The sequence below is a fragment of the Paenibacillus sp. FSL H8-0048 genome, assembly GCF_038002825.1.
Taxonomy (GTDB): domain Bacteria; phylum Bacillota; class Bacilli; order Paenibacillales; family Paenibacillaceae; genus Paenibacillus_AQ.
This window is the reverse complement of sequence record NZ_JBBODF010000001.1, coordinates 1,302,888-1,329,053: the sequence shown is the minus strand read 5'-3', so window position 1 is coordinate 1,329,053 and position 26,166 is coordinate 1,302,888. Positions and strand designations below refer to the sequence as shown.

The following is a 26,166-nucleotide window of genomic DNA, read 5'->3' as shown; positions in this document are numbered from 1 at the left end:
TGGCTGACCTTAGGGAGACAACGGCAAAAGGAACACCGGGATGCTGCTCCGGTGTTCCTTTTGAGTTCCAGGACGGTTCATTTGTAGTAGCTTAGATTAAAATGTGCGCCGTGCCGACAGCTTACTTGAGTGAGACGGGCTTCAGCGGCACCACGGTGGAGACTGCCGATTTGAAGAGTACGTTCTGTCTCCCGTCACCCTGACCCTGCAAGGTGATTGTATAAGCGTCATAAGAGGTTACCAGTCCCTGCATTTTGACTCCGTTAGTTGTAAAAATCGTCACAGGCATCTTTGTTGAGATGCACTGGTTCAACAAACGTTCCTGCAATTTTAGACTTTCCACTTGGCAGCACTCCATCTTTAATTAAAATAATTACTCCAGGCCATTATAACACGGGACAGACCTTCCCAGGAAATGTGTTCATGGGCCTGGTAAATAGACAAGGGGGTAGTTATGCTATATTATCATTACTGGTCCCGCGGATTCCGGCGGTTTATATGGTTTTTGCTGGCTTTTATCCTGATCGCATTACTGGTTAAGCTGGGCGGGGCCCGGGGCTTCGACGATGCGGTGATCCGGTTCGTGCAATCAATGGAATCCCCGCCGCTGACGTCGCTGGCCAAAGGCTTATCTCTGGTCGGCTCCTCGAAGCTGGCGGTCGGGATCTCTCTGCTGACTATGCTCATTTTGTTCTTCGCGCTGAAGCACAGGCTGGAGCTTGCCCTGTTCCTGTGGGTGGGTCTCGGCTCCCAATTGCTGAACACGCTCCTCAAGCTGTGGTTCCACCGGGAGCGTCCCACTATTCACAGGCTGATTGAGCAGACCGGCTACAGCTTCCCCAGCGGACATTCAATGGCTGCCTTTTCGTTATACGGGGTCATTGCCTACCTGCTCTGGCGGCATATGCACAGCCGGAGCGAGCGGTTCCTGCTGATTCTGTTCACTGTGCTGATGACCGGAGGAATCGGCTGGAGCCGGATTTATCTGGGGGTGCATTATCCGAGTGATGTGATCGGCGGCTATGCCGCGAGCGGAGCCTGGCTGATGCTGTCGGCGGCCTGCTTCGAGGCTTACCGGAATTACCAAGCGAATCCGCATCACACAAAGAATGCCCGGAAGTAGTTACTCCGGGCATTTCCGTGCCTGTTCTCTTGCATACGGTATCCATCCGTGAGGAGGACGGACTGTCTGGCTTGTCCTCCTCGGGGCGGTGCCATGCAGTTCAGGGAGCCTTCGTTGCAGCAGGCGGCGGTGACGGCTTGCCCTGGTGAAGCTGGGCTACGCGGCTGAGGCTGCGCTTGATCAGTGTTGGCAGGCCCGGCTTCAGCTTCGCCGCGTCTTCCTGCGTCAGCTTCCCTTCCTTGACGAATCCATCCAGCTTCAGGCTGGCGGCATCGCTCAGCTTCTGGACATACTGGTCTTCGCTCCAGCCCTTCTTCTCCTGGGCCAGACCTTTCAGGGTTTTACCCGATTTCAGGCTGGCAATCAGCTCCTCACGGCTCATTCCCAGGAGTTCAGCCGTTTCGCTGATAATGAAATGGCCTCCGGCCCTGAGATTCCGCTCTCCGCTGCGGGGAGGGGTATGCTCTCTGCCGGTATGCGGTGAGGCCGGAGGAGGGGTGGCTGTGCCTTTGGGAAGCTGCTCGCCGAAGGCGGCGGCTGGAGACATGGTAAGCAACATGGCTGCTGCCCATGCTGTCAGGGTTCGGGTCGTTTTTTTCATGGATACACCTCTTCTGTTGGTTGTAGTTACTACCCGGTATAACAGTATTCCCTGAAAGCTGAAAGAATCCTGAAGCCCGGCTTAAGACATACTAAAATTCGCCAGCGCAGTTCATGGGTAATAAAATGATATACATAAAGGATGAACATCCGCAGTAATTATGATAAGCTTCAAGCTCTTGGGAGGGATGGACTTGGCTTTCGGTGCCCGCATACTCAAAACAGGAATGGCCGTAACGCTTGCCCTTTATTTGTCCGTTCTATTCAACTTCGCCTCTCCTGTCGGTGCGGCTATTGCGGCAATCTTTGCCATGCAGCCCTCCATATACAGATCATGGCGGTATTTCCTCGATCAGATCCAGACCAGCACGATGGGGGCCGTGATAGCGCTGCTTGGCGGAATGCTGCTCTCCAATGAGCCGATTGCGGTTGGACTGGTATGTATCCTGGTGATTATGATCAGCATGAAAATGAACCGCGCCGACACCATCGGCCTGACGCTGGTCACAGTCATCTCTGTCATGGAGGCTTCCGGCCAGTGGCAGTTCGCCTTAACCCGGTTCCTGCTGACCCTGACCGGGATTCTGTCGGCTTTTATTATCAATATCACTGTATTTCCGCCCCAGCCGCGCAAGCAGTACATCCAGCAGATCGAGAATGTGTTCACCAGCTTATCGCTGCTGCTGCGCACGGCGGTGTCGCATGAGATGAAGGAAAGTGTGTTCCGGGATGAGAAGAACGGCCTGGAGGGCGCAATTAAGGCGCTGGCTGACAAGTACGCGTTGTTCGAAGAGGAGCAGAAGCAGCTCCGCAGGGCTAAATACAGTCAGACGAGACAGATGGTGGTATACAAAAACCTGCTGAATTCCCTGCAAAAGGGCTATCAGGTGCTTGAGGCGATTGACCGGCACTATTTCCAGGCCGACCGGACGGAGCAAACGGATGAGCTGTTCGACCGTCATCTGGAGCAGCTGATTAAGTACCATGAGTACATTCTGCTGAAATTCGAGGATAAGCTGAAGCCGGGAGCCAATGATTCGGAGCCGCTGGCGGAGGACAATGACCGCTTCCTGAAATCCGCCATCAACGGGTATGATCCGCAGAAATCCGGGCAGCTCCGGCTGTCGGTGGTGGCTGCGGCCATCTATGACTACGGCTATCAGCTGGAGCGTCTCGATAAGGTGGCTGACCAGATCCACCGGATGAACGCTGATGATAAGGAAAGTGCAGTGCTGAGTGAGAAAATTTAGAGCGCGAGATATATATAGCAAAAACTTGTAAAACGGCTACAGAGTTGGTAACATTGTTAGTCAACCTTCCGAAGGGGATGAAATGAATTGGATAAACATGATCACGAGTGGCAAAAGGAGCAGGAGCGGGTAAACGGCATCACGGGGCTGCTGTCTGCCCATATCCGGCTGCTGTCAGAGGAGCTGGGTCTCCACCGCACGGATGTCGTGGATATGCGTAAAGACTTCTGGGAAGAGGTCACAGTGAACTTCAGCAGCCCCGACGACCTGGGGGAGACTTCAACCAGTCTGCGGCAGCAGGCACAGATTCTGAACGAACGCGAACGCCATCATCTGCAATCCAGCAAGGCGCTCAAAAAATATAAAAAGCTGGTGGTATCGCCCTATTTTGGCCGGATTGATTTCTCGGAGGCAGGGGATGCTGCGGCTGATACTATCTATCTGGGCATCGGTTCGCTGATGGAGGATAACGGAACCTTCCTGATCTACGATTGGCGCGCGCCCATCTCCAGCCTGTATTATGACGGGGCGCCGGGACCTGCTTCCTATGAGACGCCAGGCGGACAGATTACAGGCACCATGGAGCTGAAGCGGCAATTTGTGATTGATAACGGTGAGATTGAAGTCATGTTCGACACGGGCGTCACCATCGGCGATGAGCTGCTTCAGCAGGTGCTTAGTCACAGCGCCGATGACCGGATGAAATCGATCGTAGCCACCATCCAAAAGGAGCAGAATGCGGTCATCCGCAATGACCGGAGCCGGATGCTGGTTGTGCAGGGAGCCGCGGGGAGCGGCAAGACATCAGCGGCGCTCCAGCGGGTAGCCTATCTGCTCTACAAATACCGCGAGGTGCTTCAGGCAGATCAGATGCTGCTCTTCTCGCCGAACCCCTTGTTCAACAGCTATGTATCCACGGTGCTGCCTGAGCTGGGGGAAGAGAACATGCAGCAGACCACCTTCCAGATGTATCTGGAACACCGGCTGGGCCATGAATTTCAGCTGGAGGATGTGTTCAGCCAGACGGAGAGTCTGCTGAATGCCCCGGACGGGGAGGAAGCCTACATTCGCCGTGAGGGCATTGCTTATAAATCATCAGTAGCCTTCCTTAGCGCCATCCGGCAATATGTGAATCTGCTGGAGCATGAAGGCATGCTGTTCAAGCCATTGATGTTCCAGGGGAAGGCCGTTGCCTCTAAGGAAGAGATGGAGCGCCAGTTCTACAGCTATGACCCGGGCATCAAGCTGGCGAACCGGATTGAACTGATGACGGGCTGGCTGCTCAAAAAAATTGCGGCCTTCGGCGCAGAAGAGCGGAGTGCGGCATGGGTAGACGAGCAGATTGAGCTGATGGACAACAGCGATTATCAGCGGGCCTATAACCAGATGCGCCGCAAGGGCGGAGGACATAATGACAGCTTCGATGATTATGATGCGGAGCGAATCTTACTTGCCCGCTACGTAGTCAGCCAGCGTCTCAAGCCGCTGCGCGGCTGGACCAAGCGCGGACGCTTCGTGGATGTGAAGGCGCTGTACAGCCGCTTATTCGAGGATCGTGAGCTGATAGAGAGCCTGGATACCCGCCAGCCGCTGCCTGAAGCGTGGGATGAGATCTGTGCGCAGACGCTTACTGCGATCAGGGGGAATGAGCTGGCCTATGAAGATGCGACACCGTTCCTGTACTTGAAGGAGCTTAGCCAGGGCTTCCGGACGAACACGCTGATCCGTCATGTTATTGTCGATGAGGTACAGGACTACTCGCCGTTCCAGCTGGAATTCATGCGCCGTCTGTTTCCCCGGGCCAAAATGACCGTGCTGGGCGACCTGAACCAGGCGATCTATGCCCAAGGCGAGGTACTGGGAGATCTGGCCGGGCTGGTGAGTATCTACGGTGAAGAGAACACTGAGGTGATCTCTTTGACCCGCAGCTACCGGTCAACGTATGAGATTGTTGAATTCACGCGGGCGATGATTCCCGGCGGCGAGAAGATTGTACCCTTTAACCGCCGGGGGGAGGAGCCGCTTCTGACGGTGGTGGACAGTGAGGACGATCTGCTCTCCTTCGTGGAGCAGGATGTGCTTAAGCTTCATGCGGAGGGTTATCATTATGTGGCCGTAATCTGCAAGACCGCAGAAGAGAGTGCACAGGTGCACGGTGAACTGGAGAAGCGGCTGCCGGTACGGCTGGTCACGAAGGAAACGCCTAATTTTCAAAAAGGGACGCTGGTGCTTCCAGCCTACCTCGCCAAGGGTGTCGAGTTCGATGCCGTAATCATCTATGACGGTTCCGCTGAGAAATACGGGCGTGAACATGAACGTAAGCTGTTCTATACCGCCTGTACCCGGGCGATGCATCTGCTTCACATCTACAGTCTGGGACAGCCAAGCCCGTTCATGCCTGCTGCTGTGCGTGAAACGGTTACGGCTGGTACCCAGGAGAAGTGAGTAACTATAAAACCGCCTGCGCGTTTGACGCGAGGCGGTTTTGTCTTTTTATTAGGGAACCATAGTTTCTTGCTGCTGTGGAAAAGGTGTGTGTGACCAAATGTATGTCAAAAACAGCATACGTTGTACTCGCAGGTAGGCATATGGACCAAATGTATGGCAAAAACAGCATACGTTGTACTCGTAGGTAGGCATATGGACCAAATGTATATCAAAAACAGCATACATTGTGTTCGCCAGCAGGTACACGGCCTGGATGTATGTCAAAAACAGCATACGTTGAGCTCGTGAGAAGGTAATCTTATTTGCCCACAGGGTGATTTTGTCTATTTCACGTAAGCGTAATGCTATCCCTCTAAGGCAGCTTTACGTTTACTATTCTGCCGGGTCACGAGTACCAAGAGATAGACAGCGAGCAGCAGGAGAGGTGCCAATATGGAGTACCGGTACATTACGGCATAGCTGGTGAACATGGCGACAGCACCAAGCAGCATGGAGCCGATGGCGACACCGAGATCCAGGGAGTTCAGGAACATCCCGTTGGCTAACCCGCGCTGACGCGGCTCGACAGACTGGATCATCCAGGTCTGGAGCGCAGGCTGCATGGAGCCGAAGCCGAAGCCGTAGCATAGAGCGGCCGGGAATAAGCCCGCCGTTGTAGAAGCGAAGGAGAGCAGCAGCAGACCGGCGATGATGAACAGGCTTCCGGGGATGAGCAGGGCAGCCGCACCGTAGCGGTCGTAGATTCTGCCGGAGAGCGGCCGGATCACGACAATAGCTACGGCATTGAACAGGAAAAAGTAAGCGATATGCTGGAGGTGCGTCTCTTGCCCGTAGAGCGCCAGGAAGCCGAGCAGGCCGCCGTAAGAGATGGATAAGAGAAAGTTAAGCAGGCAGGGAAGCAGCAGCCTGCGGTAAGGATTGCTTCCGGCAGCTGCAGCCGGAACTGCGGACGGCTCCAAATGACCGCCAGGCAGTGACTTCGCCAGGCGGAAGCCCATCGGCAGGATCAGAGCAAGCGCGACAGCCGTCCCCAGGAGCAGGGACCCGAAGCCTGGTCCTTGCAGCAGGCTGAGTCCGATCAGCGGGCCAGCCGACATGGCGAGGCTGGTGGATAATCCGAAGTAGCCCATGCCCTCGCCCATCCGGCGGATAGGGATGACATCGGAGGCCATGGTCGGGAACGCTGTGCTGGCCATACCGAAGCCTATGCCGAACAGGATGCGGAACAGCAGCAGGGTGAGGATACTGCCTGCGAAATAATAGCCCGCTACCGCAGACAAGGAAACGGCAAGGCCGAGGAAGATCAGCAGGTTGCGCCCGCCCTTCTCCAAGGCTCTGGCGGAGAAGAGGCGGGAGGCAATCGCACTGAGGGCGAACAGACTGGTGACAAGGCTAACCTGCACGGGTGAAGCTTGCAAAGCACTTTCCGCATAAGCAGGAAGGGTAGATAAGGTCATCTGCAGTCCTATGAACAGCAGAAGGTTGCAAAGGGTCAGTGTAATGAAGGATGTGGTCCATAGACGTTCAGAGGATTGATTCAATTGGGTTGACTCCTATTCCTGATGTATATTTCCGGTGTTGTGATAGATCTGCTCCAGCATACTGCGGAGATCTTCAAGCTGCTGCGGCTCAAGCCCGGCTACAGCCAAATCTATAGTCTGCTGCTCCAGGGCTATAGTGTTCTCAATTAACGCCCGTCCCTCTCCGGTGGCATAGAGCTGGAACGCCCTGCGGTCCTCCGGGTTGGCCGTTTTGGTAATGAAGCCTTTCTTAAGCAGGAGCTCCACGATCCGGGCGGTGGTTGGCTGGTCTTTGGCGGAGGCAACAGCAACCTCCTTCTGGTTGACTCCGCTGCGGTCACAGATCATCAGCAGGGTGGACCATTGCTCGGGTGTGATGTCATACGGCTTCAGCGCCCGGGCGAAGCTCACTGAGATTCGCCGGTGGGTCGAGCCCAGCAGGAAGCCAAGGAATTGCTGGGGAGAGGAAAGAGTCATAGATGAACTGCTCCTTTGCATTTAATTGTTATAACAATTATAAGCATAACAATTAAATGGGTCAAGGAGGAATGGAGCACGCTCTGCCAAATTCAGCGCTTGAATGCTGCCCGTGTTACCTAATGCAGCATTAGGTGGAAAAAGGTCATTTGTTTTTATGGATTTCCTTCTTAAACTAGTGGAGAAAATCCACCTAATCATTGATCGGGGGAGTTCAAGCTCCTTTGCCACACAAAAAGCCCCGCTCCGCAGAATGCGAGGCCACTGAATAACTTACGATTTTTTTAAAAAGTACGAAAAAGCGGTAATGAAAAGACGGCTATCCTCCCAATGCTATGGGAGAATAGCCGTCTTTTCATGTATTTCCTCTTATTTTAATCTTGTCATTTACTCTGTCAGTTTCAATATTCGCTTCAGATTAACGGCGAATATCGCCATAGCACCTTGCAGTTGCATCCCTAAAAGACCTGAGGACGACGCTACATCGTACCCGTGTCGATGTTTCAGTTCACTGTTCTTCGCTTCAATTTTGTATCGTTCTTTCGCCTTGGTTTTAAAGTACTCCTTTTCCTGAAATTCAGCTTGTTCGGAGTGCTCGTCCGACAGCATGGTTACAGCGTACGTCTTGCTGGCTCCACCGTTGTAACACCCTTCCTTAAAAGGGCAACTCTTGCACTTTTCTACATCAAAGTAGTATACTTCCCTTTGATTTTTTCCGCCTTCTTTCTTCCTTCCTTGTTTGGCTTTCCGAATCGCCATATGGCCCGCCTTACATACGTACATTCCTGCATCTTTGTTAAACTCGAATTCATCTTCTTTCTTACGTCCGCCTTGTGTGATTTGCGGATTCAATTTTGCAATTAATTCAATATTGTTATGTTTGCTGTAAGCGATATTGTCTTTTTCTGAGTATGCCCTATCGCCAATCACCGTCTTCACGTCCATGCCCGCCATTTTGCTTTTCTCTATGAGCGTCTGTAGTTGCTTGCCGTCATTCTTCTCTCCAGTCGTGATTATGGCAGCTGTAATGATTCGTTCCTCGGTCATAGCGAGGTGCGTTTTGTAGCCAAAGAACGACGTGTCCGCGCTCTTGTGACCGACACGCGCATCTTGATCTTCTGAAATGCGTAGCTGTTCCACATTATCGCTTGTAGTTTCTTTGAGCAGATTTAGCGGTTCCGTAATTTTTGGCAATTGGGCAATTTCAAGTTGCGTCTCGACGGCCTTGGCAAGCTTCTCACAATATTCGATCTCTTCTTCGAGCGTATCGACTACGTTCTTGACGGGAAGTTTCTCTTTCAGGGATTCGTCTATAGAATAAATCGCTTTTCGTAACTTCCGGGAACGATCTTGCAAAATCTCTCTCGGAGATTTCTGATTGTAACGGGCTTTCGTATGCGTAGCGTCAACAATAATGGAATGGCTCTGAATAATATTCAACTGGATGGCCAGTTCTACCGTCTTACCAATAAGCATGTCTAACAGATCCATGTCCTTCAGCCGCAGTTTGCGGAATTTCGTCAGGGAGCTTGGGTCGATTACCGAATCTTCTGGTGCCATGCCAAGGAAAAATTTGAACGAGAGGTCATACTTCGAACGCTCGACAATATCGACGTCAGACAATTCAAAGATCGCTTTCAGAAGCAAGTATTTAAACATGCGAATAGGATCAATAGCGTTGCGTCCATTGTCCAAACAGTATTTTTCTTCCAGTTCTTCGTATATGAAAGTGAAGTCCACCCGTTCGTTAATTTGACGGAGCACATTGTCCTTCGGCACGACGATGTCATACAGTGCCGCATAAGGACTCAGAACCAAAGTTTGCTGTTGCCGAATCATCCGCACTCACCCGCTTTCATGATAATTCCATTATACTAAAAAAAGGTACAGCCTCTTCAATTTTATTGAAGGACTATACCTTTTTATATGTTGGACTTTTTCAGTGGCCTCGCAGAATGCGGAAGGGGGCTTGAAAGATTAGCTTTGTTTTTAAACCTGTGGAACCTTCTCCCAGTCCTTCAGGAAGCGTTCAATCCCATTGTCGGTCAGCGGGTGCTTCCAGAGTGATGGCAGGAGTGAGCCCGGGATGGTAGCGATGTGTGCGCCGGCGATGGCAGCTTGCTCTACATGGGCAATATTGCGGATACTGGCGGCGATGATCTCGGATTTCAGGTCATAGTTGGTCAGAATCGTCTTCAGATCCTTGATCAGCTTCATGCCGTCTACACCGATATCATCCAGACGTCCGACGAACGGACTGATATAAGTTGCTCCTGCCTTGGCGGCCATGAGGCCTTGAGCAGCGGAGAATACTAGCGTTACGTTGGTTTTGATGCCTTTTTTGGTCAGTTCATAACAAGCTTCCAGACCATCTTCGGTCATAGGCAGCTTGATGACCACGTTCGGAGCCCATTCAGCGATCTCGTAAGCTTCCTTAAGCATCTCTTCAGCTGTAAGACCGATAACCTCAGCGCTTACAGGACCAGGGACAATAGCTACGATCTCTTTGATTACGTCCTTAAACAATCTGCCTTCCTTGGCGATCAGCGACGGGTTCGTCGTTACGCCATCCACTAATCCGAGGCGGGTAATACGTTTGATTTCCTCAATATTTCCGGTATCCAAGAAAAATTTCATTTCCGGGTATCCTCCCTTGATTTCGTATGGATTGACAAAACAGCAGGCTCCACTTCATTATGAGACATGCTGCGTAAAGTTTCAACTGTTAATTTGAATCTTTCAAAATAACTTTATGGAATTCGCGCAAAAAAATGTTTTTACACGGGTAGGACCATTCACGGCTACTTCTGTCCATGATACTATAGAAGCGGTATTGTTCATTACAGGCGATGGGCTGGTGACAGGAATGTATACTTTAATTGCGGGAGTGGTGCTGTTTCTGCTGGTCACAGCCGGAATTATTGCTTACCAGAACAGCAGAATCCTTGCGGAGCAAGAGTCGGATGCTTCCAGAGCGCATACCGGCAATCTGATGTACTCGGTATATAATCAGAGATTCTCTGCGGGTGAGGAGCTGCCGGAGGCGGTGCCGCTGTTTCAATTCACGGTGGTTGAGCCCGGGGAAGAAGACCTGCCGGAGTCAGAAGCGGGAACCACCCGTGCCCTATGCAGAGTTGCCGCCGGTACGGGCGAGCTCGTGTTATCTGATGCGCAGAATTATATGCTGGGCATTCTCCGCCAAGCCGCAGTGCAGGGGGGCAGGCTTACGTATGTTTCTTTTTCAGGGAAGGCTGCCCGCAGGGGCGAGAAGGAACTGATTCAGGCGCTGGAGACTGCGGCTAAGGAGGAGAGCAGCTATGCAGATCAACGTTAATGATGTCGTCCTGTCGGTTTATGAAGGCGATATCACCTCCTGGCAGGGCGAGATGATCGTCAACGCTTCGAATTCCGGTCTGTATGGAGGCGGAGGAGTGGACGGGGCTATACATCGGGCTGGAGGCCCGGGAATTGCGGAGGAATGCGCGGTAATCCGCCAGAAGCAGGGCGGCATTCTTCCCGGCGAAGCTGCGTTCACCGGTGCGGGGCGGCTTTCTTTTCGCGGAGTGATACATACGGTGGGTCCGATCTGGAAGGGCGGTACGGCCGGTGAAGCAACTGTGTTGGCGAGATGTTATAAGAGCAGCCTTGATCTGGCTTGCGCTCATGGGGTGAAGAGCCTGGCTTTTCCGAATATCAGCACGGGCAATTACAACTTCCCGAAGGAGCTGGCCTGCAAGACGGCTCTGGAAGCTGTAGCCGGATATGTCCGTGCGAAGAGCCCGGCAGAGCTCCCGCTGCGGCAGATTGATTTCGTCTGCTTCGAGCACGAGAATGCCGGGCTGTACGAGGCCATGCTTGGGAACTATAGCTGAACGGCGGCTGGAGAGCCTGGAGAAGAGATGAAGGCCCGGCAGTCAGGCATGATATTTGCCCGCGGGAGCGTTCAGTACCCATTCCAGCATTAGTATCAGATCTTCCAGCCTGGTCAGCTGGGCGTCAAGTGCGGCCCGCTGCGGGTCATCGGGAGGCAGGGGAGCCAGCCGTGATTCCAGGGATCTGCGCTGGAGCGTCATTTCGTTGATTTTGGATTGGATCTGGTTCTCGGTTCTCATGCAGATGCCTCCTGATGGATTATTAGTGTCAGGTTGATGGTAAGGATAGGAATTCCTTGTGGACAGGCACAGCCGATTCCACTTCGTTCATTATAACGGATAACATGGAGGGAATAAAATGAGTATCAATGTGAAGCAGCTGGCAGCGGAGAAGGCAGTCGAATATGTGCAGGACGGCATGAAGGTGGGATTGGGTACAGGTTCTACTGCCTACTGGGCCATACGCAAGCTGGGGGAGAGGGTGAGCGAAGGCCTGCAGATTACGGCCGTAGCTACCTCGCAGGCATCTGAGGATCAGGCCCGCGAGCTGGGCATTCCTCTGGTAGCTTTCGGTGATGTGGATAGCCTCGACTTGACGATTGACGGAGCGGATGAGCTGGACGGGGCGCTGCAGCTGATTAAGGGCGGGGGCGGTGCGCTTTTGCGGGAAAAGATTGTCGCCATGGGCAGCGCCCGCATGATCGTTGTGGCCGATGAGAGCAAGGCCGTGACCACGCTCGGGAAATTCCCGTTGCCGGTCGAGATTGTGCCGTTTGCCTGGGAGTGGACGGTTGCCGCGCTCGCTAAGCTGGGCTGCAAGACGGAGCTGCGGCGCAGCGGAGAAGACCTGTACAAGACGGATAACGGCAATTATATTGCCGACTGCCGGTTTGAAGCCATTCAATCGGCGGCAGAGCTGGCGCTTGCCCTCCAGCGTATTCCGGGAGTCGTCGAACACGGACTCTTCATCGGGATCGCTGATCTGGCGATTATCGGCAAGAGCGACGGCACGATTGAGATAGTTGAAGGTGGTCAGGATCGCTAAGCCGCATGCAAGCCGCCGGAAAGGGAAGACTTCAGCCAAACAGGCACTGCCGCCCGGACGGCGCTTCCTGGCTTGGCTGCTGCTGATCGCATATAGCGGAATGCTGCTGTACTGGATGTTCCTCGGTTTCGGACGGACGGTTCAGCTGGACGGACCGCTCCGTTACAATCTTGAACCGCTGCGGACAGTGCGTTTATACTTTGATATGACCAATGGACTATCCTATGCCAGCAGGCTGGTAAATCTCCTGGGGAATGTGGCAGTATTCGCGCCTTTTGGCATTCTGCTTCCGCTGGTGGTCACCGGTTACCGCTCTTTTATCCGGCTGACGCTGCTGTCTGCACTGGGCATTATTGTACTGGAGCTGCTTCAGATGCTGCTGCATGTCGGAAGCCTGGATATCGATGATCTGCTGCTTAACCTGCTTGGGGTGTGGACGGGTTATGCGCTGCTGCGGCTGGTGCGGGGATAGCGGGACGTGGGGTCAGGTATACTTTTAGGAGGATGAGACATATGTTGATTGATTTGAAGCCGCTTGTCAGCACACCGCAGGTGAACGAGCTGCTGGCTTATGCGGTAATAGATGACCCGGATGCGCTGATACGCACCTCGGAGGAATATAGTAAGCTTGCAGCCCTGCAGCTGTGCGGCTGGGAGGAGGACGGGCTGCTGGTCGGACTAGCTGGATATGAAGAGACCGAAGACGGCTCACTCGACATCCGCCATATTGCAGTGCTCCCGGAGAACCGGGGCAAAGGGTATGCTCGCGGCATGATTCTTGAGCTGGTCACCTCCCGTCAGCCGCGTTACCTGGTAGCGGAGACAGAGGACGAGATTGCCGCTGACTTTTACCGCAGTCTGGGCTTCATGGTGTACAGCCTGGGCGAGAACGCTGCCGGAATCGAAATGTTCCGCTGTGTCTATGAGGTAGAAGAGACGGAGGACGAGGAGTAAGCGGACCGAAGCGGTATCAGGATATGCATCAGGTGAATTCACAGTATTAGCCACTCTGCACTTTGCGTGCGGGGTGTTTTTTTTGCGTCCTTGAAGCTGCTTAATCACCCTGATGAAGGACAATGTAAAATTCATGAAAACCAGTTGACTTTTAATGAAAAGGACAATATAGTTTTACTGTAAAACTGTTCTACACGTGAACTATAAGGACAGAAGGAGGAACCGGCTTTGAGAAAAGATGCAGAGCAATGGATTAACCGCTACGTAGAGGCTTATATGGTCGTTACCAGGCAGATCAACTCGCGGCTCCGGGATATTTTTGGAGAAGGCCTGACCTCGGATCAATTCCGCATTCTCAGGCTGATTGGCGGGCAGGAGAAGTGCACCTCCACCTATCTGGCTGAGGCTGTTGCGGTCGGCAAAAGCTCGATTACGGCCATCATCAACCGGCTGGATGAAGCGGGCATGATTCAGCGGACCCGGGATGAGAATGACCGCAGGCAGGTGTACCTGACGATGACGGAGCGGGGGAAGGATGTGTATGAGACCTCTCAGAAGCAGATGAATGAGCTGATCTCCCCGTATCTGTTCCATTTCGATGATAAGGATATTGAGCATTTTGTTGTGATGTTTGAGAAGCTGGCATTTCTGATGCAGGATACAGGGGGGAGAAGCAATTGAGAACGATTTTGAAGGCAAGATGGGCAGTTATCGCAGTGTGGGTGGCTGTGGCTGTAGTCTTATTCCTCACGGCTCCCGGCATGTCAGATCTGGTTCGGGAGAAGGGCCAGATCGCTGTTCCGGCCGGCTACACCTCTTCGCGGGCTGCGGAGATTATGAAGGAGGTCGCTGCGGCTAAGGACGGGGAGACGGTGCATCAGGTAGCCCTGGTGTTCCATAAGCCTGAGGGGCTGACGGCCGCAGACACCGAGAGTATTAAGCAGGGTGTGGAGAAGCTGGCCGGGAACAAGGATACCCTGAAGCTTGGTGCGATTACAGATCCTTTCTCCCAACCTGAGCTGAAGGATACGCTGATTGCGGGGGACGGCAAAACGATTATGGTGGCATTGTCGGTGCAAGGCGGGGAAGCGGCGGTCAAGGAGCTGCCGGGTAAATCCGCTGAACTGCTAAGTAACGTCACTGCGGAGCATTACATGACCAGCGAAGGGCTGATTACGGAGGATACGATTGCCAGCTCGGAAGCCGGTCTGAAAAAGTCGGAATACATCACAGTCGTGTTTATTCTGCTGATTCTCTTCGTGGTATTCCGTTCGTTCGTGGCTCCGTTCGTGCCGCTGCTGACGGTGGGGCTGAGTTATATCGTGTCCCAGTCGATTGTCGCGTTCCTGGTGGACCGCTTTGACTTTCCGCTGTCGACGTTCACCCAGATCTTCATGGTCGCTGTCATGTTCGGGATCGGGACTGATTACTGTATCCTGCTGATCAGCCGGTTCAAGGAGGAGCTTGCCCAGTCGGAGGATACGAAAAGCGCGATCATTGCCACTTACCGGAAGGCTGGTGGAACGGTGTTCTATTCAGGGCTGGCCGTCTTCGTCGGCTTCGTGGCCATCGGCTTGTCCAAGTTCATGCTCTACCGTTCGGCGGTGGCGGTGGCTGTCGGCATAGCGGTGATGCTGCTTGCACTGGTGACGGTCGTGCCGTTCTTCATGGCGGTATTGGGTCCTAAGCTCTTCTGGCCCTCACGCGGCAAGCTGGAGCACAGTGAGAGCCGGATCTGGGGAGCGGCCGGTTCATTCTCGCTGAAGAGACCCTGGGCTGCGCTGCTGATCGTTGCTGCGGTTGTGGCACCGTTCCTGCTTACCTACAGCGGGAAGCTGAGCTTCAACAGCATGGATGAGATCGGGCCTAACTACGCCTCGGTCAAGGGGTTCAATATTATATCGGAGAGCTTTGGTCCGGGTGAATCCATGCCGGGCAAGATTGTCATCAAGAATGATGACCGGATGGACACTGCTGAATATATGGGACTTGCCGAGAAGATCAGCCGCGAGCTGGAAAAGGTGGATGGTGTTAAGGCCGTACGCAGCATGTCCCGGCCTACCGGGGAGCAGATTAATGACTTCCTGATCCCTACTCAGGTGGCTACGCTGTCGGACGGTCTGGATCAGAGCAGTGAAGGGTTAACCAAGATCCAGAGCGGGCTGAGCGAAGCAAGCAAGCAGCTGAAGGACAACGAGCCTAAGCTTGCTGAAGCGGCCTCGGGCAGTGAGAAGCTTACAGAAGGAACGGCTGAGCTGAAAAAAGGCATTGACGCGCTGGGCACTGGCCTAACGCGGATCGAGGAGGGTATCCGCAGCGGCGGGGCCGGAGCGGGAGAGATCAAAGCGGGCCTTGCGCAGGCGGCAGCCAGTGCGAAGCAGCTGGCACAGGCCAATGCCGCGCTGCTCGAAGGCTACAAGAAGATCGGCAGCGGCCTGACCGCGCTGAACGGAGGCCTTACTGGTCTGCAGACGCAGCTTCAAGGTGTGGCAGATGCGCTTAACGGTCTGGGTGCTTCATTCACCGGCCTGGAAGCCGCCTATCCGGAGCTGCTTCAGGATGTGAATTACCAGACGATCAAAGGCACAGTTACGCAGAGCGGTACGGGAGCAGCGGGACTGGCCGGAGGACTGGGCCAGATCTCGGCTCAGTTGAGCGGGGCGGCGGCCGGATTGACGGAGGCCAATGCAGGGTATTCCAAAGCGGCAGCAGGGCAGGCTGCGCTGGCGGAGGGGCTGGATCAGCTGGTAGCCGGCATTGGCAAGCTGCAGTCCGGGCTGAAGCAGGCGGCTGACGGCCAGGGGCAGATTGTCGGCAAGCTTCCGGCGATTACCGCCGGGCTTACACAGCTTCAGGGCGGGCAGAAGCAGCTTGCCGACGGATTCGGCGAGCTTACGGGCCAGCTTGGACAGCTGACGGACGGACTGACGCAAAGTGCGGACGGTCTGGGACAAATCACCGGAGGCTTAAGCTCGGCGCAGGATTACCTTAAGCAGATTCAGGATGCCAAGGATGATGAGCTGAGCGGGTTCCTGGTTCCGGCAGAGGCGCTCAAGGCCAAGGGCATGCAGCAGGTGTTCGATACCTATCTGTCCGGGGACCGCAAGGTCATGACCCTGGATGTGGTCTTCGCCGGGAATCCGTACAGCGCGCAGGCTATTGACAGTGTCGGACAGATTCAGGCTGCGGTGGACCGTGCTGTGGCCGGAACCAAGCTTGCGAATGCGGAAACAGCCATGAGCGGCGTGACCAGCACCTACAATGATTTGCAGACCATCTCCAATGAAGATTACACGCGTACAGTAATTCTGATGCTAAGCGGTATTTTCATCATCCTGGTGGTGCTGTTCCGCTCGATGATTATGCCGCTGTACATCATTGCCTCATTGTTAATCACTTACTTTACAGCACTGGGCATCACGGAAGCGATCTTCGTGCATCTGCTGAACTATTCAGGCATCACCTGGACGACGCCGTTCTTCAGCTTCGTTATGCTGATTGCCCTCGGGGTGGACTACAGTATCTTCCTGATGGACCGCTTCAACGAGAACAAATCCTGGGATGTGCGTGAAGCCATCCTGCACGCCATGCGCAATATGGGGACAGTGATTCTCTCGGCTGTAGTGATTCTGGGCGGTACCTTCGCTTCGATGTACCCTTCCGGGGTTCTGTCGATGATGCAGATTGCGACGGTTGTATTGTCCGGTCTGGCGTTGTATGCGCTGGTATTCCTGCCGTTCTTCGTGCCGGTCATGGTGCGGATGTTCGGCCGGGCCAACTGGTGGCCGTTCCGTCCGGCGGCTGGAGACGATCAGCCTAGATCGCTGTATATGTAACGTTCTGCACCACAAGAGATGAAACCATAAAGAGCAGGCTTCCCGGTTATTTGGGGCCTGCTCTTTGGCTGTTTACAAAGAAAAAATAAAAAATCACCATGCTGATGTAACCTTATCGGCTTGTGCTTCATCTAAACAGCATATGGAAGAAAGCACTGAATGGGGATGCGGCAGCTTCCCTGGAGAAGGGGGCAATCATATTTGAACACCGGACAAGAGGATCTGGTCAGGCGTGCCCAGGCGGGTGACAGCGAGGGCTTCATCCAGCTGGTGAAGGGTCAGGAGCGGCGGATGTACAGTATGGCCAAGTCCATGGTCAGGAGTGACGAGGATTGTGCAGACGCGATGCAAGAGACTGTACTGAAAGCTTTTAAAGCCATCTCAGGACTGAAAGAAGCGGCGTATTTCAACACATGGATCTTTCGGATTCTAATCAACGAATGCAACTTGATTCTGCGCAGACGGGAAAGGGTAGTCGTCATGCCCAATCCGCCGGAGAGCGTACAAGCCATATCTTCGTCCGCAGAAGAGATGGATCTGCGACAGGCCATTGGCAGGCTCGAAGAGATATCTGGGACCATTGTTAAGCTGCATTATTATCAGGGGTTAACCGTGCAAGAGATTGCCGGGCTGCTTGAGCTGTCAGAGAGTGCGGTCAAGACCAGGCTGCACCGCGCCCGTAAGACGTTACAGCAATCCCTGGAGCAACCTGTGGAAAGGAAGGTGAACGGATGAACAAGCAGCGGTTGGAGAGCAGGCTGGCAGACCTTCAGGAAGAGACTCTTCCTGAACTGCCGGAGCTTGTGCATCTGCGTATGGAGGAGACGTACCGGATCATCAGTGGCAAGGATGAGGTTGGCTTGGAGGCGGCTTCAGAGCATCAGGAGACGCTCAGACGTAAAAGATTGCCCCGGTGGCTGTCCCGGGTGATAATCATCGCAGCATCTGTAGCTGGTGGGCTGGTGCTCCTGATTAGCCTGGGATTCATCTCCCCGGCCATGGCAGAGACCTTGAAGCAGTTACCCTTCATATCAAGCGTATTCCAGCTTGCCGGAGATTCCGGACTGCGAAAAGCCAATGAAGCAGGGTTAACCGCAAATGTTGAGCAGACCGTTACACAGGACGGGATGACGCTAACCGTATCAGAACAAATGTATGACGGAAGCCGTCTGTCGCTGGTGCTGACCCGGTCGAAGGGCGTGTATGCGCACAAGTCTTTTTCAGATACATGGGCTATCCCTGATCCAGAGACGGGCAGCCTTATTAACCATCCCATGGATTTTTATGTAAACGGAGAGCTTGTTAATACGGGAGTAGGGATTGCACCCGGCGGGCGGGAGGCCCCCGATTCTGTCATTATTACAACTCTAAATTCAGGGAATTTGCAGCTGCCGGACACCTTTGATTTCAAAATGTCTGTCTATCTTCCCGGGTATGCCGACCCGTTCATTTTTAAGTTCCCCGTAACCCGCCAAGTATTGGAGGGCGTCGTTCTTACACCGGATATCCTGAAAATGCATGATCACATTAATCTGATGATTAAACGGCTGGAGGTAAGCACTACTTCAACTCAGCTGAATGTAGAGGTACAAGGAGAAGCAGGGGAGCACATTACGGCTATAGAAGCAAACATTCCGGACAAATATAAGGTGAATGGTCACTTCCCGGTCTATTTTGAACTTTCAGATGAGCAAGGGCGGGAAGTTAGGGGACTCGGCGGCGAAGGCGGGACGGGCGAAGGCAATTTCTTATCTTACACTTTTAATTATGAACCGTTTGAGACTATGCCGGCCCGCATCACCATTAAGCCTACCATTTGGAAGGATGGACAGAAGCTGTACATTCCTGAGCTTGCGATCACTGTTCCGGTAAAATAGCATATAAAAGCCTCCGGTCAGCAAAGGTTAATTTGCACCGGAGGCTATTTGCTTAGGAAGACCGGGATGAATTTACTTCAGCTTCGCAAAATAACTGCGCAGCGCCCAGCCGCGTTCCTGCCGCTTCTTATACTTAGGCAAGGAGCGGTAGACAGCGAGGGATTCGTCAAAAGCGAGCTTCGCCTCTTCCGTGCGCCCCAGCGCCTTGTACATCGAACCCGCCAGATAATAGGCCTCACTGGAGGAGGATTGAATCTCCTGGAATTGGCTTACATAATGCAGCGCTTTGTCCTGGTCCACATGCCGGAAAATCTCGGCCAGACGCAGGTAAGGCTGCCCGTATTGCGCCCGGCGGTTGATGTCCAGTCCCTTGAGCATCTGGGCTTCACCTTCAGGAAGCTGTCCCAGCTTAAGGTTGGCGTACCCAAGCTCCACCCAGTATTCAGCGGAAGTCTCATAACGGTCAGCAATTGCGGTCAATAGCTCCTTAGCCTCGCTGTAGCGTTTGCGTTCAATCAGCAGCCGGGCCAGATCGAACTTCGCGGTTACATCGTTCGGGTTCTGGGCGATAGTCAGCCGCAGCTTAGACATCTGGCGGCTGCGGCGGAAGGGCTTGCCCAAGCTGGGGAGAAGGCCGACATAACGGCGGTCCAGGAAATACAGGACGGCGAGCAGGATAATCAGGGCCAGAATCGGATTACCGAGCAGCCGGTAGAGCAGCAGGAAACCTAAGATTTTAATCATGAATATGAATTCCCTCCGTTACGTGTGTGGTTCGTTTGCGCTTCCTGCAAGTTGGATATGAATAGGCAGGGTAATTATACCATATCAACCTTTTTTGAGACTACGATAAAAAGATCCAGGGTGCTGCTGTTCTGTTAGCCCTGGACGATCGTGTGACTTTAGCTTCCCCCTGCATTGCTGTAATTGACAGCCCGCCTTAGAAGTCATAAGCTTTGTGTACAGTTAAATTGTCTCATAGCTATATTAGCTTTTATAGAAAGAAGGATGAAACATGGACACACTTACAAGCAAGGTCCAGCTGCGCCCCCTGGGGCGCTCTGAGTTGTCCGTATCACCGCTCGGCCTGGGCTGCTGGCAATTCAGCCGGGGCAGCGGAATCGTAGGCCGCTACTGGAGCAATATTACAGATGAGGAGATTCTAGATATTGTGCGGGTTAGCCTGGAAGGCGGCATGAACTGGGTGGATACGGCAGAAATCTACGGCGGCGGCAAATCCGAGGAAGCGCTGGCACATGTGCTGGATCAGCTGCAGAAAGAGGGCAGTCCCCACGCGGCTCCGCTCATTGCGACCAAATGGTGGCCGATGCTGCGGACGGCAGGCTCAATTCCCTCTACTATTGACCAACGCATTGCCTGTCTGGGCGGCAGAGAGATTGATCTCTATCAGATCCATCAGCCGTTCTCGTTATCCTCCATTGCCAGTGAGATGAAGGCGATGGCAGGACTGGTGAAGACCGGCAAAATCCGTTATGTCGGAGTGAGCAATTATTCCGCCAAGCAGATGACAGAAGCGCACCGGCTGCTGAAGACCTACGGTCTGTCGCTCGTATCGAATCAGGTCAAATATAATCTGCTGCACCGGAGTATCGACCAGAATGGTCTCATGGCGGCTGCCAAGGAGCTGGGAATCTCGATCATCGCGTATTCTCCGCTTCAGCAGGGCATCCTGACCGGTCGCTTCCACAATGATCCTTCTCAGGTGGCAGCTGTCTCGCGGTCCCGGCGGATGATGTCCGGCCTGGACGACAAGAGCCTGGCCCGCAGCAAGCCGCTAATCGCCTCCCTGACCACACTGGCTGACAAATACGGATGTACACCGGGACAGATCTCGCTCAATTGGCTGATTAATTATCATGGCGACACTGTAGTTGCGATTCCAGGCGCGTCCAAGGTCCGCCATGCCCGGGAGAATGTCGGTGCCATGACCTTCCAGCTGGAGCCGGCGGAGCTGGAACTGCTGAACGAGGCTTCCTGGGCAGCCTTGAAGAAATAACCCGTAAGTAACCCATAAGTTCGGTGGTGAACACAAATGAATGAGAAGCATTGGCTCGTGGTACAGTATCCCTTGAAGAGCGCAAAGGGAAGTAAGCGTGATGAATGGCTTAGAGACAAAGTGACCGAATACTTGAATCTGTTCCTGGCGGATGCCGGACTTGGTTATGTAGATGGCTTTGATATGGGAAAAAGTGTGGCTGACCCGGTTAAATATGTGCTTAACCTGTTCTGCGTAGTGACGGATGAAGCACGGGGAATTGCCCTGGTCCAAAGAGTCTTAAAAAATCACCGGCTGGACTATACCCGCATCACCATCGCCACGATGCCTTTTGAGGGCGGAGGAACGTATACGCTGAAGTATGCCGCCAAGAAAGGCGTGACTGATTTTTCGTTATAAGTCTTTCTTAAAAATATAAGAAATTATATGTTTCACACGATAACTTGTTCTTCTATTTCTCGCTGAAATGGTACCGTCCTTACAAAGGACGACAAAGCAGTTTCCACTTGTATCAATCAGGGGTTGTGTATCACGTAACGTGATACAGTACGATTGGTGTAAGAGGTGATAGAAATGAATAATATTATACGAATGCTGTCCGTGAACCAAGATTTCAGAATGGCTGTTGCGGATACCCGGCAGATAGCTTCAAAAGCATTAAATGCGTTTACCGGGACAACCGGAATGCGCAGCCTTTTGCAGGAGATCATAACGAATTGTGCATTATTATCTTCCATCAATGATGCTCCTTCTAAAATAAGTTTTTCTTTCCGCCTTTCGCAAGGCGTCTCAATTTTTTGCCAGATCTCTGATGCGAATTGTACTTTGGAGTATAGTGCTGAAATGAATGAATTTGGCGGGACAGCCGCTGAGCTGTTTGACGGTAAATCTGTGGTCTCGGTAACGACAGGGAATTGGGAGACAGGGATACACACCAGTACAGTTGAGGCGCATATGGATAGTGTTGTTATGCTGTTTTCTCACTTTACAGTACAGAGCGAGCAGCTTCCAAGTCATATTATCCTCGGTGAGGACAATGCTTCCAGGGGGATTTTGATGCAGCCCTTACCCTTCGCAGATAACCAATTGATGGGAAAGGCTGCTTATGAACTGGTATATCAAGCTAAGGAATGGGGACAACTGCCTTGGGGGCAGGTTCCCGGGAGGTTGTCCTGTTTAGCAAAGGTGATCTCAGAAAATACGATAGAGTAGAGTGTATGACTATGGAAAAATACATTAAAACCAAAGAATTTGCAGAGCTGACTGGGGTTAGTGTGCGTACCCTGCAGTACTATGATGACATAAAGGTTCTCACTCCGGCCTATGTCAATGAGCAGGGGCACCGCTTTTATGACTCCGATTCCTTCTCCAGCATGTTTGTTATTCTTTCACTTAAAAATATGGGGATGGCGCTCAGCGATATTCAGCAATATCTTAACAATGGCAGCTTTGACGTCAGGCTCTTTATCCGTGAGGAAAAAGACAGGATTGAGAATGCGTTATCAGATCTGCAGCTTCGATTCATGCGTTTGTCCGTTCTCGAGGAGAAGGTTAGTGAGGGACAGGACATAACCCCTTATATTCTTCCGCTTTTTTCACAGCTGCCGGATACAGGCGATCTTCCAACAGGCAAACCGGCTTCCTTTAACCTCAAGCATTGGAATACCTTCATCAAGGAATTGAATTTCTGTGCTGAACACCGCTTGTCTGCAAAAGATGATAGAGCGGAAAAATGTGTTCAATACTGGAAAAAGAATATTCTTGAGGCAAATCAGGTAACGGAGGATACGGTAAAGGAATCAGAGGCATATTATCAGCAGAATCCGGCGAACACTTTCGGGATCACGGAGGAAAATTACCGCTATTTAGTCCAGCTGATTGATGAGTATGATGCCGGCTTATAAACCACAACAAAGAGCAACGATTCTCCATGAGGGGAGAACCGCTTGCTCTTTTTATTTGGATAAATGTATAGCATCCTTACCTATATTTGAGATAAAACTGTTTAGGATTGGAAAGAGCGGTTTATATAAGGGATAAGATGCTTCGCACTCACGCAAATTCAGGGTGAAGATTATGGAAGGAGGTTGAACTTCAATGAGTATGAGCGTACATAACCTTATGGCTTTTAATCATCAGTTTTTTAGACCTCAGCCCGTTCTAAGTCCCAAAGTGCAGAGACAAGAAGACAAGGTCCAGAGCTTTCAGGAAGTCCTCAATGAGAAGCTGAGCAGTTATGGCGACATTAAGAAATAAGCAATAGATCCGCAGAACTATTTTACACAGAAGACCTTGCAGCAAATCATAGAGCCTTCAGCAAAAGCAGCAAAAAGGTGCCTCCCGGAACTCGGAAGGCACCTTTTTGCTGTTAAGGAAATTATTATTGGGAGTATATCAGATTTCACCGGTTAAAGGCTGAAGGTATGCTGGCACATGATCCGAATGTATGCGGAAAACAGCATACATTGTGCTCATCAGCCTGCTTCCCAGCAGATTAACGCTTGCTTCGTACGCGCTTTGATTTGCGCAGCTTCGGTTCGGCGCCTGGCGCCTGCCGCATGATCCATTTCAGATAAGCGGCAATCTGCGAGTCGCTCCGCAGGCTGTCCAGTGTCGTAAGGCCAAGAACAACGAGATCGCTGTTGGTATAGAGGGCATGAATCTGCCGGTGGCAGGCCTTGCACAGAAGGGCAGTCGGGAGCAGGCCACCGCCTTTCTCGCGGGGGATTAAATGATGAACGGTAGTTGCAAGAGGAGAACGGCCGCACAGCTCACACGTGTCCAAGGCCCGGGCAGTCATCCTTTAAGACCGGACTTCGAAGAATTCACAGCGGCTGCGCGAGTAATAAGTTAGATCACTGACCCGTGACTGGATCACAACATCCGAATCCGTGAACCGCACTATAGTAGCGCCGGAATTCACCAGATGGTCATCCTGGAAGACGCGGACGGGCAGCTTGCGGTCAATCGCTTCCTGCAGATCCTGGTCAGTGAGTAGTGGTCGGTTGATGGGCATGGATATAAATCTCCTTTAGATAGGGATAACTGCTGCTTCAGCAAATACGATCAGTATACCCGTCTGCCCGCCAGAAATCCACTTAACACTTACTTGGCCTGCTCCTTTATTTTATAAGTACAGGAGGACGGGGTACCTTGAATGTCATATTGAAGGGTAAGAACATCATCCTTCCTTTCGGCCTCCACAGAGAATGCCGGCGCTTCCGGGTTGGTCAGCTGCACCTCAAGGGACTTGTTTTTGCCGGCTGAATATTTTCCGTAAGACATCTGCACAACGTTCCCGTTGGTCTCTTCTATAGAGACGGCTCCTCCAGAAGTAGCAGGGGTTGCTACAAAACGGACTGTCGTATAACAGCCTGTGTCTCCAGAAGACAAGGCCCACCTGCCTTCGACGTCTGCTGCGACGCCTGAGCGTTTGGTGTAGCTGTACCAGCCCAGCGCGGCGATCAGCACAATGAGCACGGGAACTATAATTGTCAATTTTTTCATCGCGGAAGCTCCTTTCCTGGTAACTAATACATTATTTACCCGCTGGAAATGGATCTTAAGCTGCTGCGTGAGAGGACAATCAGAATAATTTCCACCATAAATCAGCAATATGCCTCCTCAAAAAAAACAGTGGCCTACGGTACACTAAGTCTTGTAAAAGAAACCTTTGAGAGGGGTACAGAGGAATGAAAAAAACAAAGAACCTGGCGCTGGCGCTGGTCTCCATTATGCTCATGAGCTCACTTGCGGCATGTGGAGGAAGTAACAACGGCGGCAACAAGGCGGCGGAAGGAAATTCGGGTAACAAGGGAGCAAGCACAGCAGCACCTGCAGCTGAAGGAGACAAGTCAGAGTCCGCAGAGAAGGTCGAGCTGTCATTCTGGACGCTGGGCAACGTGAACTATGAAGAGCTGGCGGCTGCCTACACCAAGGAACACCCTAACGTAACCATTAAAATTCAGAATACCGGTGACCAGACGGCCCACCACAACAATCTGACCACAGCACTCTCGGCGGGTTCAGGCGCACCTGACATTTTCCAGCTTGAGATCGGTTTCATGGAACGCTTCCTGGGAGCCCAGGACAAATTCTACAACCTGAATGACCTCGGAGCCAAAGACATCCAGGCTAACTATCTCGACTGGAAATGGAAGCAGGCTTCCTCCATCGACGGCAGCTTCCAGCTCGGACTTCCGACAGATATCGGCCCGACCGTAGTCTACTACCGTACGGACCTGGCTGAAGCAGCCGGACTGCCAAGCGATCCTGAAGGCTTCGGCGCAGCCATTGATACATGGGACAAATTTGCCACTGTAGCAAAAGCATTTAAAGACAAGACAGGCAAGTATTTCTCTGACCTTACCGATCTGACATACAATGCGCTTCGTGACCAGTCGGCGGATGAGATCTATTTCAGCAAAGCAGACGGCAGCTTCATCGGCGATACCAATCCGCAAGTGAAGAAAGCATATGACTTTACCGTTAAAGGCATTCAAGAAGGCTGGATCAGCAATGTTATGCTCTGGTCGCCTGAATGGGGTCAAGGCATGAACGATGGTTCGTTCGCCGTCGTGATGGGCCCGGCCTGGATGGCCGGCAATATCAAGAGCAACGCGCCGGACTCCTCCGGCAAATGGAGAATTGCCCAGCTTCCTGAGGGTGCCGGTAACTGGGGCGGTTCGTTCATCACGCTGCCGAAGGAAGGCAAGCACTCCAAGGAAGCTTATGATTTCATCCAGTGGCTTGTGAACAAGGATAACCAGCTGGAATCCTTCAAGACCAAAGGCCTGATGCCTTCTATCCCTGCACTGTACGAAGATCCTGCGTTCGTAGATTTCAAGGATGACTTCTTCGGCGGACAGCAGACGGCGGTGGAATTCGGTAAAGCGGCTAACCGCGTGAAGCCGGTATACTACGGACCGCTGCATGACCAGACCGATACCTTCTTCAAGAACGCACTGAAGAATGTGCTGGAGAAGAAAGCCGATCCGGCCAAAGAGTGGGACGATGCTGTGAAGCAGTCTAAGACGCTTGCAGAACGCGGCTAACCTGTAATTCGCGGGGAACAGGCTTCCCCAAATGTCCGGATTCACGGAGTATTCCTCTGTGAATCCGGATTTAGATATGAATTCCCTGGAGGT

30 protein-coding genes are annotated in these 26,166 nt (G+C 52.6%); 19 read left to right on the top strand and 11 right to left on the bottom strand.

All coding sequences use genetic code 11. From position 1 onward, the window contains the following. Window positions 1-121: 121 nt before the first annotated feature. The gene (hfq, locus tag NSU18_RS05845) at window positions 122-343 is read right to left on the bottom strand and encodes an RNA chaperone Hfq (protein ID WP_051478328.1); all 222 of its coding nucleotides are present in this window, start codon (window positions 341-343) and stop codon (window positions 122-124) included. Between the two features lie 111 nt (window positions 344-454). Here hfq and NSU18_RS05840 point away from each other — a divergent pair, with 111 nt between their 5' ends. Then, window positions 455-1,123, top strand: a complete 669-nt coding sequence (locus NSU18_RS05840) for a phosphatase PAP2 family protein (RefSeq protein WP_341148502.1) — start codon at window positions 455-457, stop codon at window positions 1,121-1,123. Between the two features lie 100 nt (window positions 1,124-1,223). On the opposite strand, the gene NSU18_RS05835 is transcribed toward NSU18_RS05840, so the two are convergent. Continuing rightward, complete coding sequence (locus NSU18_RS05835) at window positions 1,224-1,724, bottom strand: hypothetical protein (protein ID WP_341148501.1); 501 nt, start codon at window positions 1,722-1,724, stop codon at window positions 1,224-1,226. 193 nt (window positions 1,725-1,917) lie between these two features. On the opposite strand from NSU18_RS05835, the gene NSU18_RS05830 reads away from it, so the two are divergent. Beyond that, entirely contained in the window at window positions 1,918-2,973 is a 1,056-nt protein-coding gene (locus tag NSU18_RS05830; protein ID WP_341148500.1) for an FUSC family protein, read from the top strand. An 87-nt stretch (window positions 2,974-3,060) separates the two neighbouring features. Next, a complete protein-coding gene (gene helD / locus NSU18_RS05825) occupies window positions 3,061-5,418 on the top strand; it encodes an RNA polymerase recycling motor HelD (RefSeq protein WP_341148499.1) in 2,358 nt (785 codons plus the stop codon). A 347-nt stretch (window positions 5,419-5,765) separates the two neighbouring features. Here the strand turns inward: helD and NSU18_RS05820 are convergent, their stop codons facing one another. From NSU18_RS05820 to fsa, 4 genes are all read right to left on the bottom strand, one after another. Next, window positions 5,766-6,962, bottom strand: a complete 1,197-nt coding sequence (locus tag NSU18_RS05820) for an MFS transporter (protein WP_341148498.1) — start codon at window positions 6,960-6,962, stop codon at window positions 5,766-5,768. A 12-nt stretch (window positions 6,963-6,974) separates the two neighbouring features. Next, window positions 6,975-7,418, bottom strand: a complete 444-nt coding sequence (locus tag NSU18_RS05815; RefSeq protein ID WP_341148497.1) for a MarR family winged helix-turn-helix transcriptional regulator — start codon at window positions 7,416-7,418, stop codon at window positions 6,975-6,977. 387 nt (window positions 7,419-7,805) lie between these two features. Next, the gene (locus NSU18_RS05810) at window positions 7,806-9,257 is read right to left on the bottom strand and encodes an IS1182 family transposase (protein ID WP_341148496.1); all 1,452 of its coding nucleotides are present in this window, start codon (window positions 9,255-9,257) and stop codon (window positions 7,806-7,808) included. A 150-nt stretch (window positions 9,258-9,407) separates the two neighbouring features. Next, window positions 9,408-10,055: a fructose-6-phosphate aldolase gene (gene fsa, locus NSU18_RS05805; protein WP_036694437.1), complete on the bottom strand. Its 648-nt coding sequence runs from the start codon at window positions 10,053-10,055 to the stop codon at window positions 9,408-9,410. 229 nt (window positions 10,056-10,284) lie between these two features. Between fsa and NSU18_RS05800 the strand changes: the two genes are divergently transcribed. Both NSU18_RS05800 and NSU18_RS05795 read left to right on the top strand, forming a co-directional pair. Further along, a complete protein-coding gene (locus tag NSU18_RS05800; protein ID WP_341148495.1) occupies window positions 10,285-10,752 on the top strand; it encodes a hypothetical protein in 468 nt (155 codons plus the stop codon). Next, entirely contained in the window at window positions 10,736-11,290 is a 555-nt protein-coding gene (locus NSU18_RS05795; protein ID WP_341148494.1) for a macro domain-containing protein, read from the top strand. Before NSU18_RS05800 ends, NSU18_RS05795 begins: the two co-directional genes overlap by 17 nt. A gap of 42 nt (window positions 11,291-11,332) precedes the next feature. Here the strand turns inward: NSU18_RS05795 and NSU18_RS05790 are convergent, their stop codons facing one another. Further along, on the bottom strand, window positions 11,333-11,530 hold the full coding sequence (locus tag NSU18_RS05790; RefSeq protein WP_341148493.1) for a hypothetical protein: 198 nt from the start codon (window positions 11,528-11,530) through the stop codon (window positions 11,333-11,335). Between the two features lie 124 nt (window positions 11,531-11,654). Between NSU18_RS05790 and rpiA the strand changes: the two genes are divergently transcribed. The 8 genes from rpiA to NSU18_RS05750 all read left to right on the top strand — a co-directional run bounded on the left by rpiA (window position 11,655) and on the right by NSU18_RS05750 (window position 19,002). Then, window positions 11,655-12,335, top strand: a complete 681-nt coding sequence (gene rpiA / locus NSU18_RS05785; protein WP_341150988.1) for a ribose-5-phosphate isomerase RpiA — start codon at window positions 11,655-11,657, stop codon at window positions 12,333-12,335. Beyond that, window positions 12,319-12,807, top strand: coding sequence for a VanZ family protein (locus tag NSU18_RS05780; RefSeq protein WP_341150987.1), 489 nt, complete (start codon window positions 12,319-12,321; stop codon window positions 12,805-12,807). Before rpiA ends, NSU18_RS05780 begins: the two co-directional genes overlap by 17 nt. A 41-nt stretch (window positions 12,808-12,848) precedes the next feature. After that, window positions 12,849-13,289 (top strand): GNAT family N-acetyltransferase, encoded by a 441-nt coding sequence (locus NSU18_RS05775; RefSeq protein WP_341148492.1) that lies wholly within the window; start codon window positions 12,849-12,851, stop codon window positions 13,287-13,289. 228 nt (window positions 13,290-13,517) lie between these two features. Further along, window positions 13,518-13,970: a MarR family winged helix-turn-helix transcriptional regulator gene (locus NSU18_RS05770; RefSeq protein ID WP_341148491.1), complete on the top strand. Its 453-nt coding sequence runs from the start codon at window positions 13,518-13,520 to the stop codon at window positions 13,968-13,970. After that, on the top strand, window positions 13,967-17,125 hold the full coding sequence (locus NSU18_RS05765; protein WP_341148490.1) for an MMPL family transporter: 3,159 nt from the start codon (window positions 13,967-13,969) through the stop codon (window positions 17,123-17,125). Before NSU18_RS05770 ends, NSU18_RS05765 begins: the two co-directional genes overlap by 4 nt. A gap of 64 nt (window positions 17,126-17,189) precedes the next feature. After that, window positions 17,190-17,330 carry a hypothetical protein gene (locus NSU18_RS05760; RefSeq protein ID WP_341148489.1) on the top strand — a complete coding sequence of 47 codons (141 nt, stop codon included), beginning with the start codon at window positions 17,190-17,192 and terminating at the stop codon, window positions 17,328-17,330. Continuing rightward, window positions 17,327-17,860 carry a sigma-70 family RNA polymerase sigma factor gene (locus NSU18_RS05755; protein ID WP_341148488.1) on the top strand — a complete coding sequence of 178 codons (534 nt, stop codon included), beginning with the start codon at window positions 17,327-17,329 and terminating at the stop codon, window positions 17,858-17,860. The genes NSU18_RS05760 and NSU18_RS05755 overlap by 4 nt, the downstream gene beginning before the upstream one ends. Beyond that, complete coding sequence (locus NSU18_RS05750) at window positions 17,857-19,002, top strand: DUF4179 domain-containing protein (protein WP_341148487.1); 1,146 nt, start codon at window positions 17,857-17,859, stop codon at window positions 19,000-19,002. Before NSU18_RS05755 ends, NSU18_RS05750 begins: the two co-directional genes overlap by 4 nt. A 72-nt stretch (window positions 19,003-19,074) precedes the next feature. On the opposite strand, the gene NSU18_RS05745 is transcribed toward NSU18_RS05750, so the two are convergent. Continuing rightward, window positions 19,075-19,746: a tetratricopeptide repeat protein gene (locus NSU18_RS05745; RefSeq protein WP_341148486.1), complete on the bottom strand. Its 672-nt coding sequence runs from the start codon at window positions 19,744-19,746 to the stop codon at window positions 19,075-19,077. Window positions 19,747-20,017: 271 nt separating this feature from the next. On the opposite strand from NSU18_RS05745, the gene NSU18_RS05740 reads away from it, so the two are divergent. The 5 genes from NSU18_RS05740 (at window position 20,018) to NSU18_RS05720 (ending at window position 23,275) form a co-directional block, all read left to right on the top strand. After that, on the top strand, window positions 20,018-21,019 hold the full coding sequence (locus tag NSU18_RS05740; RefSeq protein WP_341148485.1) for an aldo/keto reductase: 1,002 nt from the start codon (window positions 20,018-20,020) through the stop codon (window positions 21,017-21,019). A 36-nt stretch (window positions 21,020-21,055) separates the two neighbouring features. Beyond that, complete coding sequence (locus tag NSU18_RS05735; protein ID WP_341148484.1) at window positions 21,056-21,418, top strand: hypothetical protein; 363 nt, start codon at window positions 21,056-21,058, stop codon at window positions 21,416-21,418. A gap of 174 nt (window positions 21,419-21,592) precedes the next feature. Further along, window positions 21,593-22,231, top strand: coding sequence for an Hsp33 family molecular chaperone HslO (locus NSU18_RS05730; protein WP_341148483.1), 639 nt, complete (start codon window positions 21,593-21,595; stop codon window positions 22,229-22,231). Between the two features lie 5 nt (window positions 22,232-22,236). Further along, the gene (locus NSU18_RS05725) at window positions 22,237-22,923 is read left to right on the top strand and encodes a MerR family transcriptional regulator (RefSeq protein WP_341148482.1); all 687 of its coding nucleotides are present in this window, start codon (window positions 22,237-22,239) and stop codon (window positions 22,921-22,923) included. A 193-nt stretch (window positions 22,924-23,116) separates the two neighbouring features. Then, window positions 23,117-23,275 carry a hypothetical protein gene (locus tag NSU18_RS05720; protein ID WP_341148481.1) on the top strand — a complete coding sequence of 53 codons (159 nt, stop codon included), beginning with the start codon at window positions 23,117-23,119 and terminating at the stop codon, window positions 23,273-23,275. 238 nt (window positions 23,276-23,513) lie between these two features. Here the strand turns inward: NSU18_RS05720 and NSU18_RS05715 are convergent, their stop codons facing one another. From NSU18_RS05715 to NSU18_RS05705, 3 genes are all read right to left on the bottom strand, one after another. Further along, a complete protein-coding gene (locus tag NSU18_RS05715; protein WP_445321791.1) occupies window positions 23,514-23,804 on the bottom strand; it encodes an HNH endonuclease in 291 nt (96 codons plus the stop codon). A gap of 18 nt (window positions 23,805-23,822) precedes the next feature. Beyond that, window positions 23,823-24,035 (bottom strand): hypothetical protein, encoded by a 213-nt coding sequence (locus NSU18_RS05710; protein WP_341148479.1) that lies wholly within the window; start codon window positions 24,033-24,035, stop codon window positions 23,823-23,825. Window positions 24,036-24,124: 89 nt separating this feature from the next. Further along, on the bottom strand, window positions 24,125-24,526 hold the full coding sequence (locus tag NSU18_RS05705; RefSeq protein ID WP_341148478.1) for a hypothetical protein: 402 nt from the start codon (window positions 24,524-24,526) through the stop codon (window positions 24,125-24,127). A gap of 185 nt (window positions 24,527-24,711) precedes the next feature. Between NSU18_RS05705 and NSU18_RS05700 the strand changes: the two genes are divergently transcribed. Next, window positions 24,712-26,073, top strand: coding sequence for an ABC transporter substrate-binding protein (locus NSU18_RS05700; RefSeq protein ID WP_341148477.1), 1,362 nt, complete (start codon window positions 24,712-24,714; stop codon window positions 26,071-26,073). The last annotated feature ends 93 nt before the right edge of the window (window positions 26,074-26,166 follow it).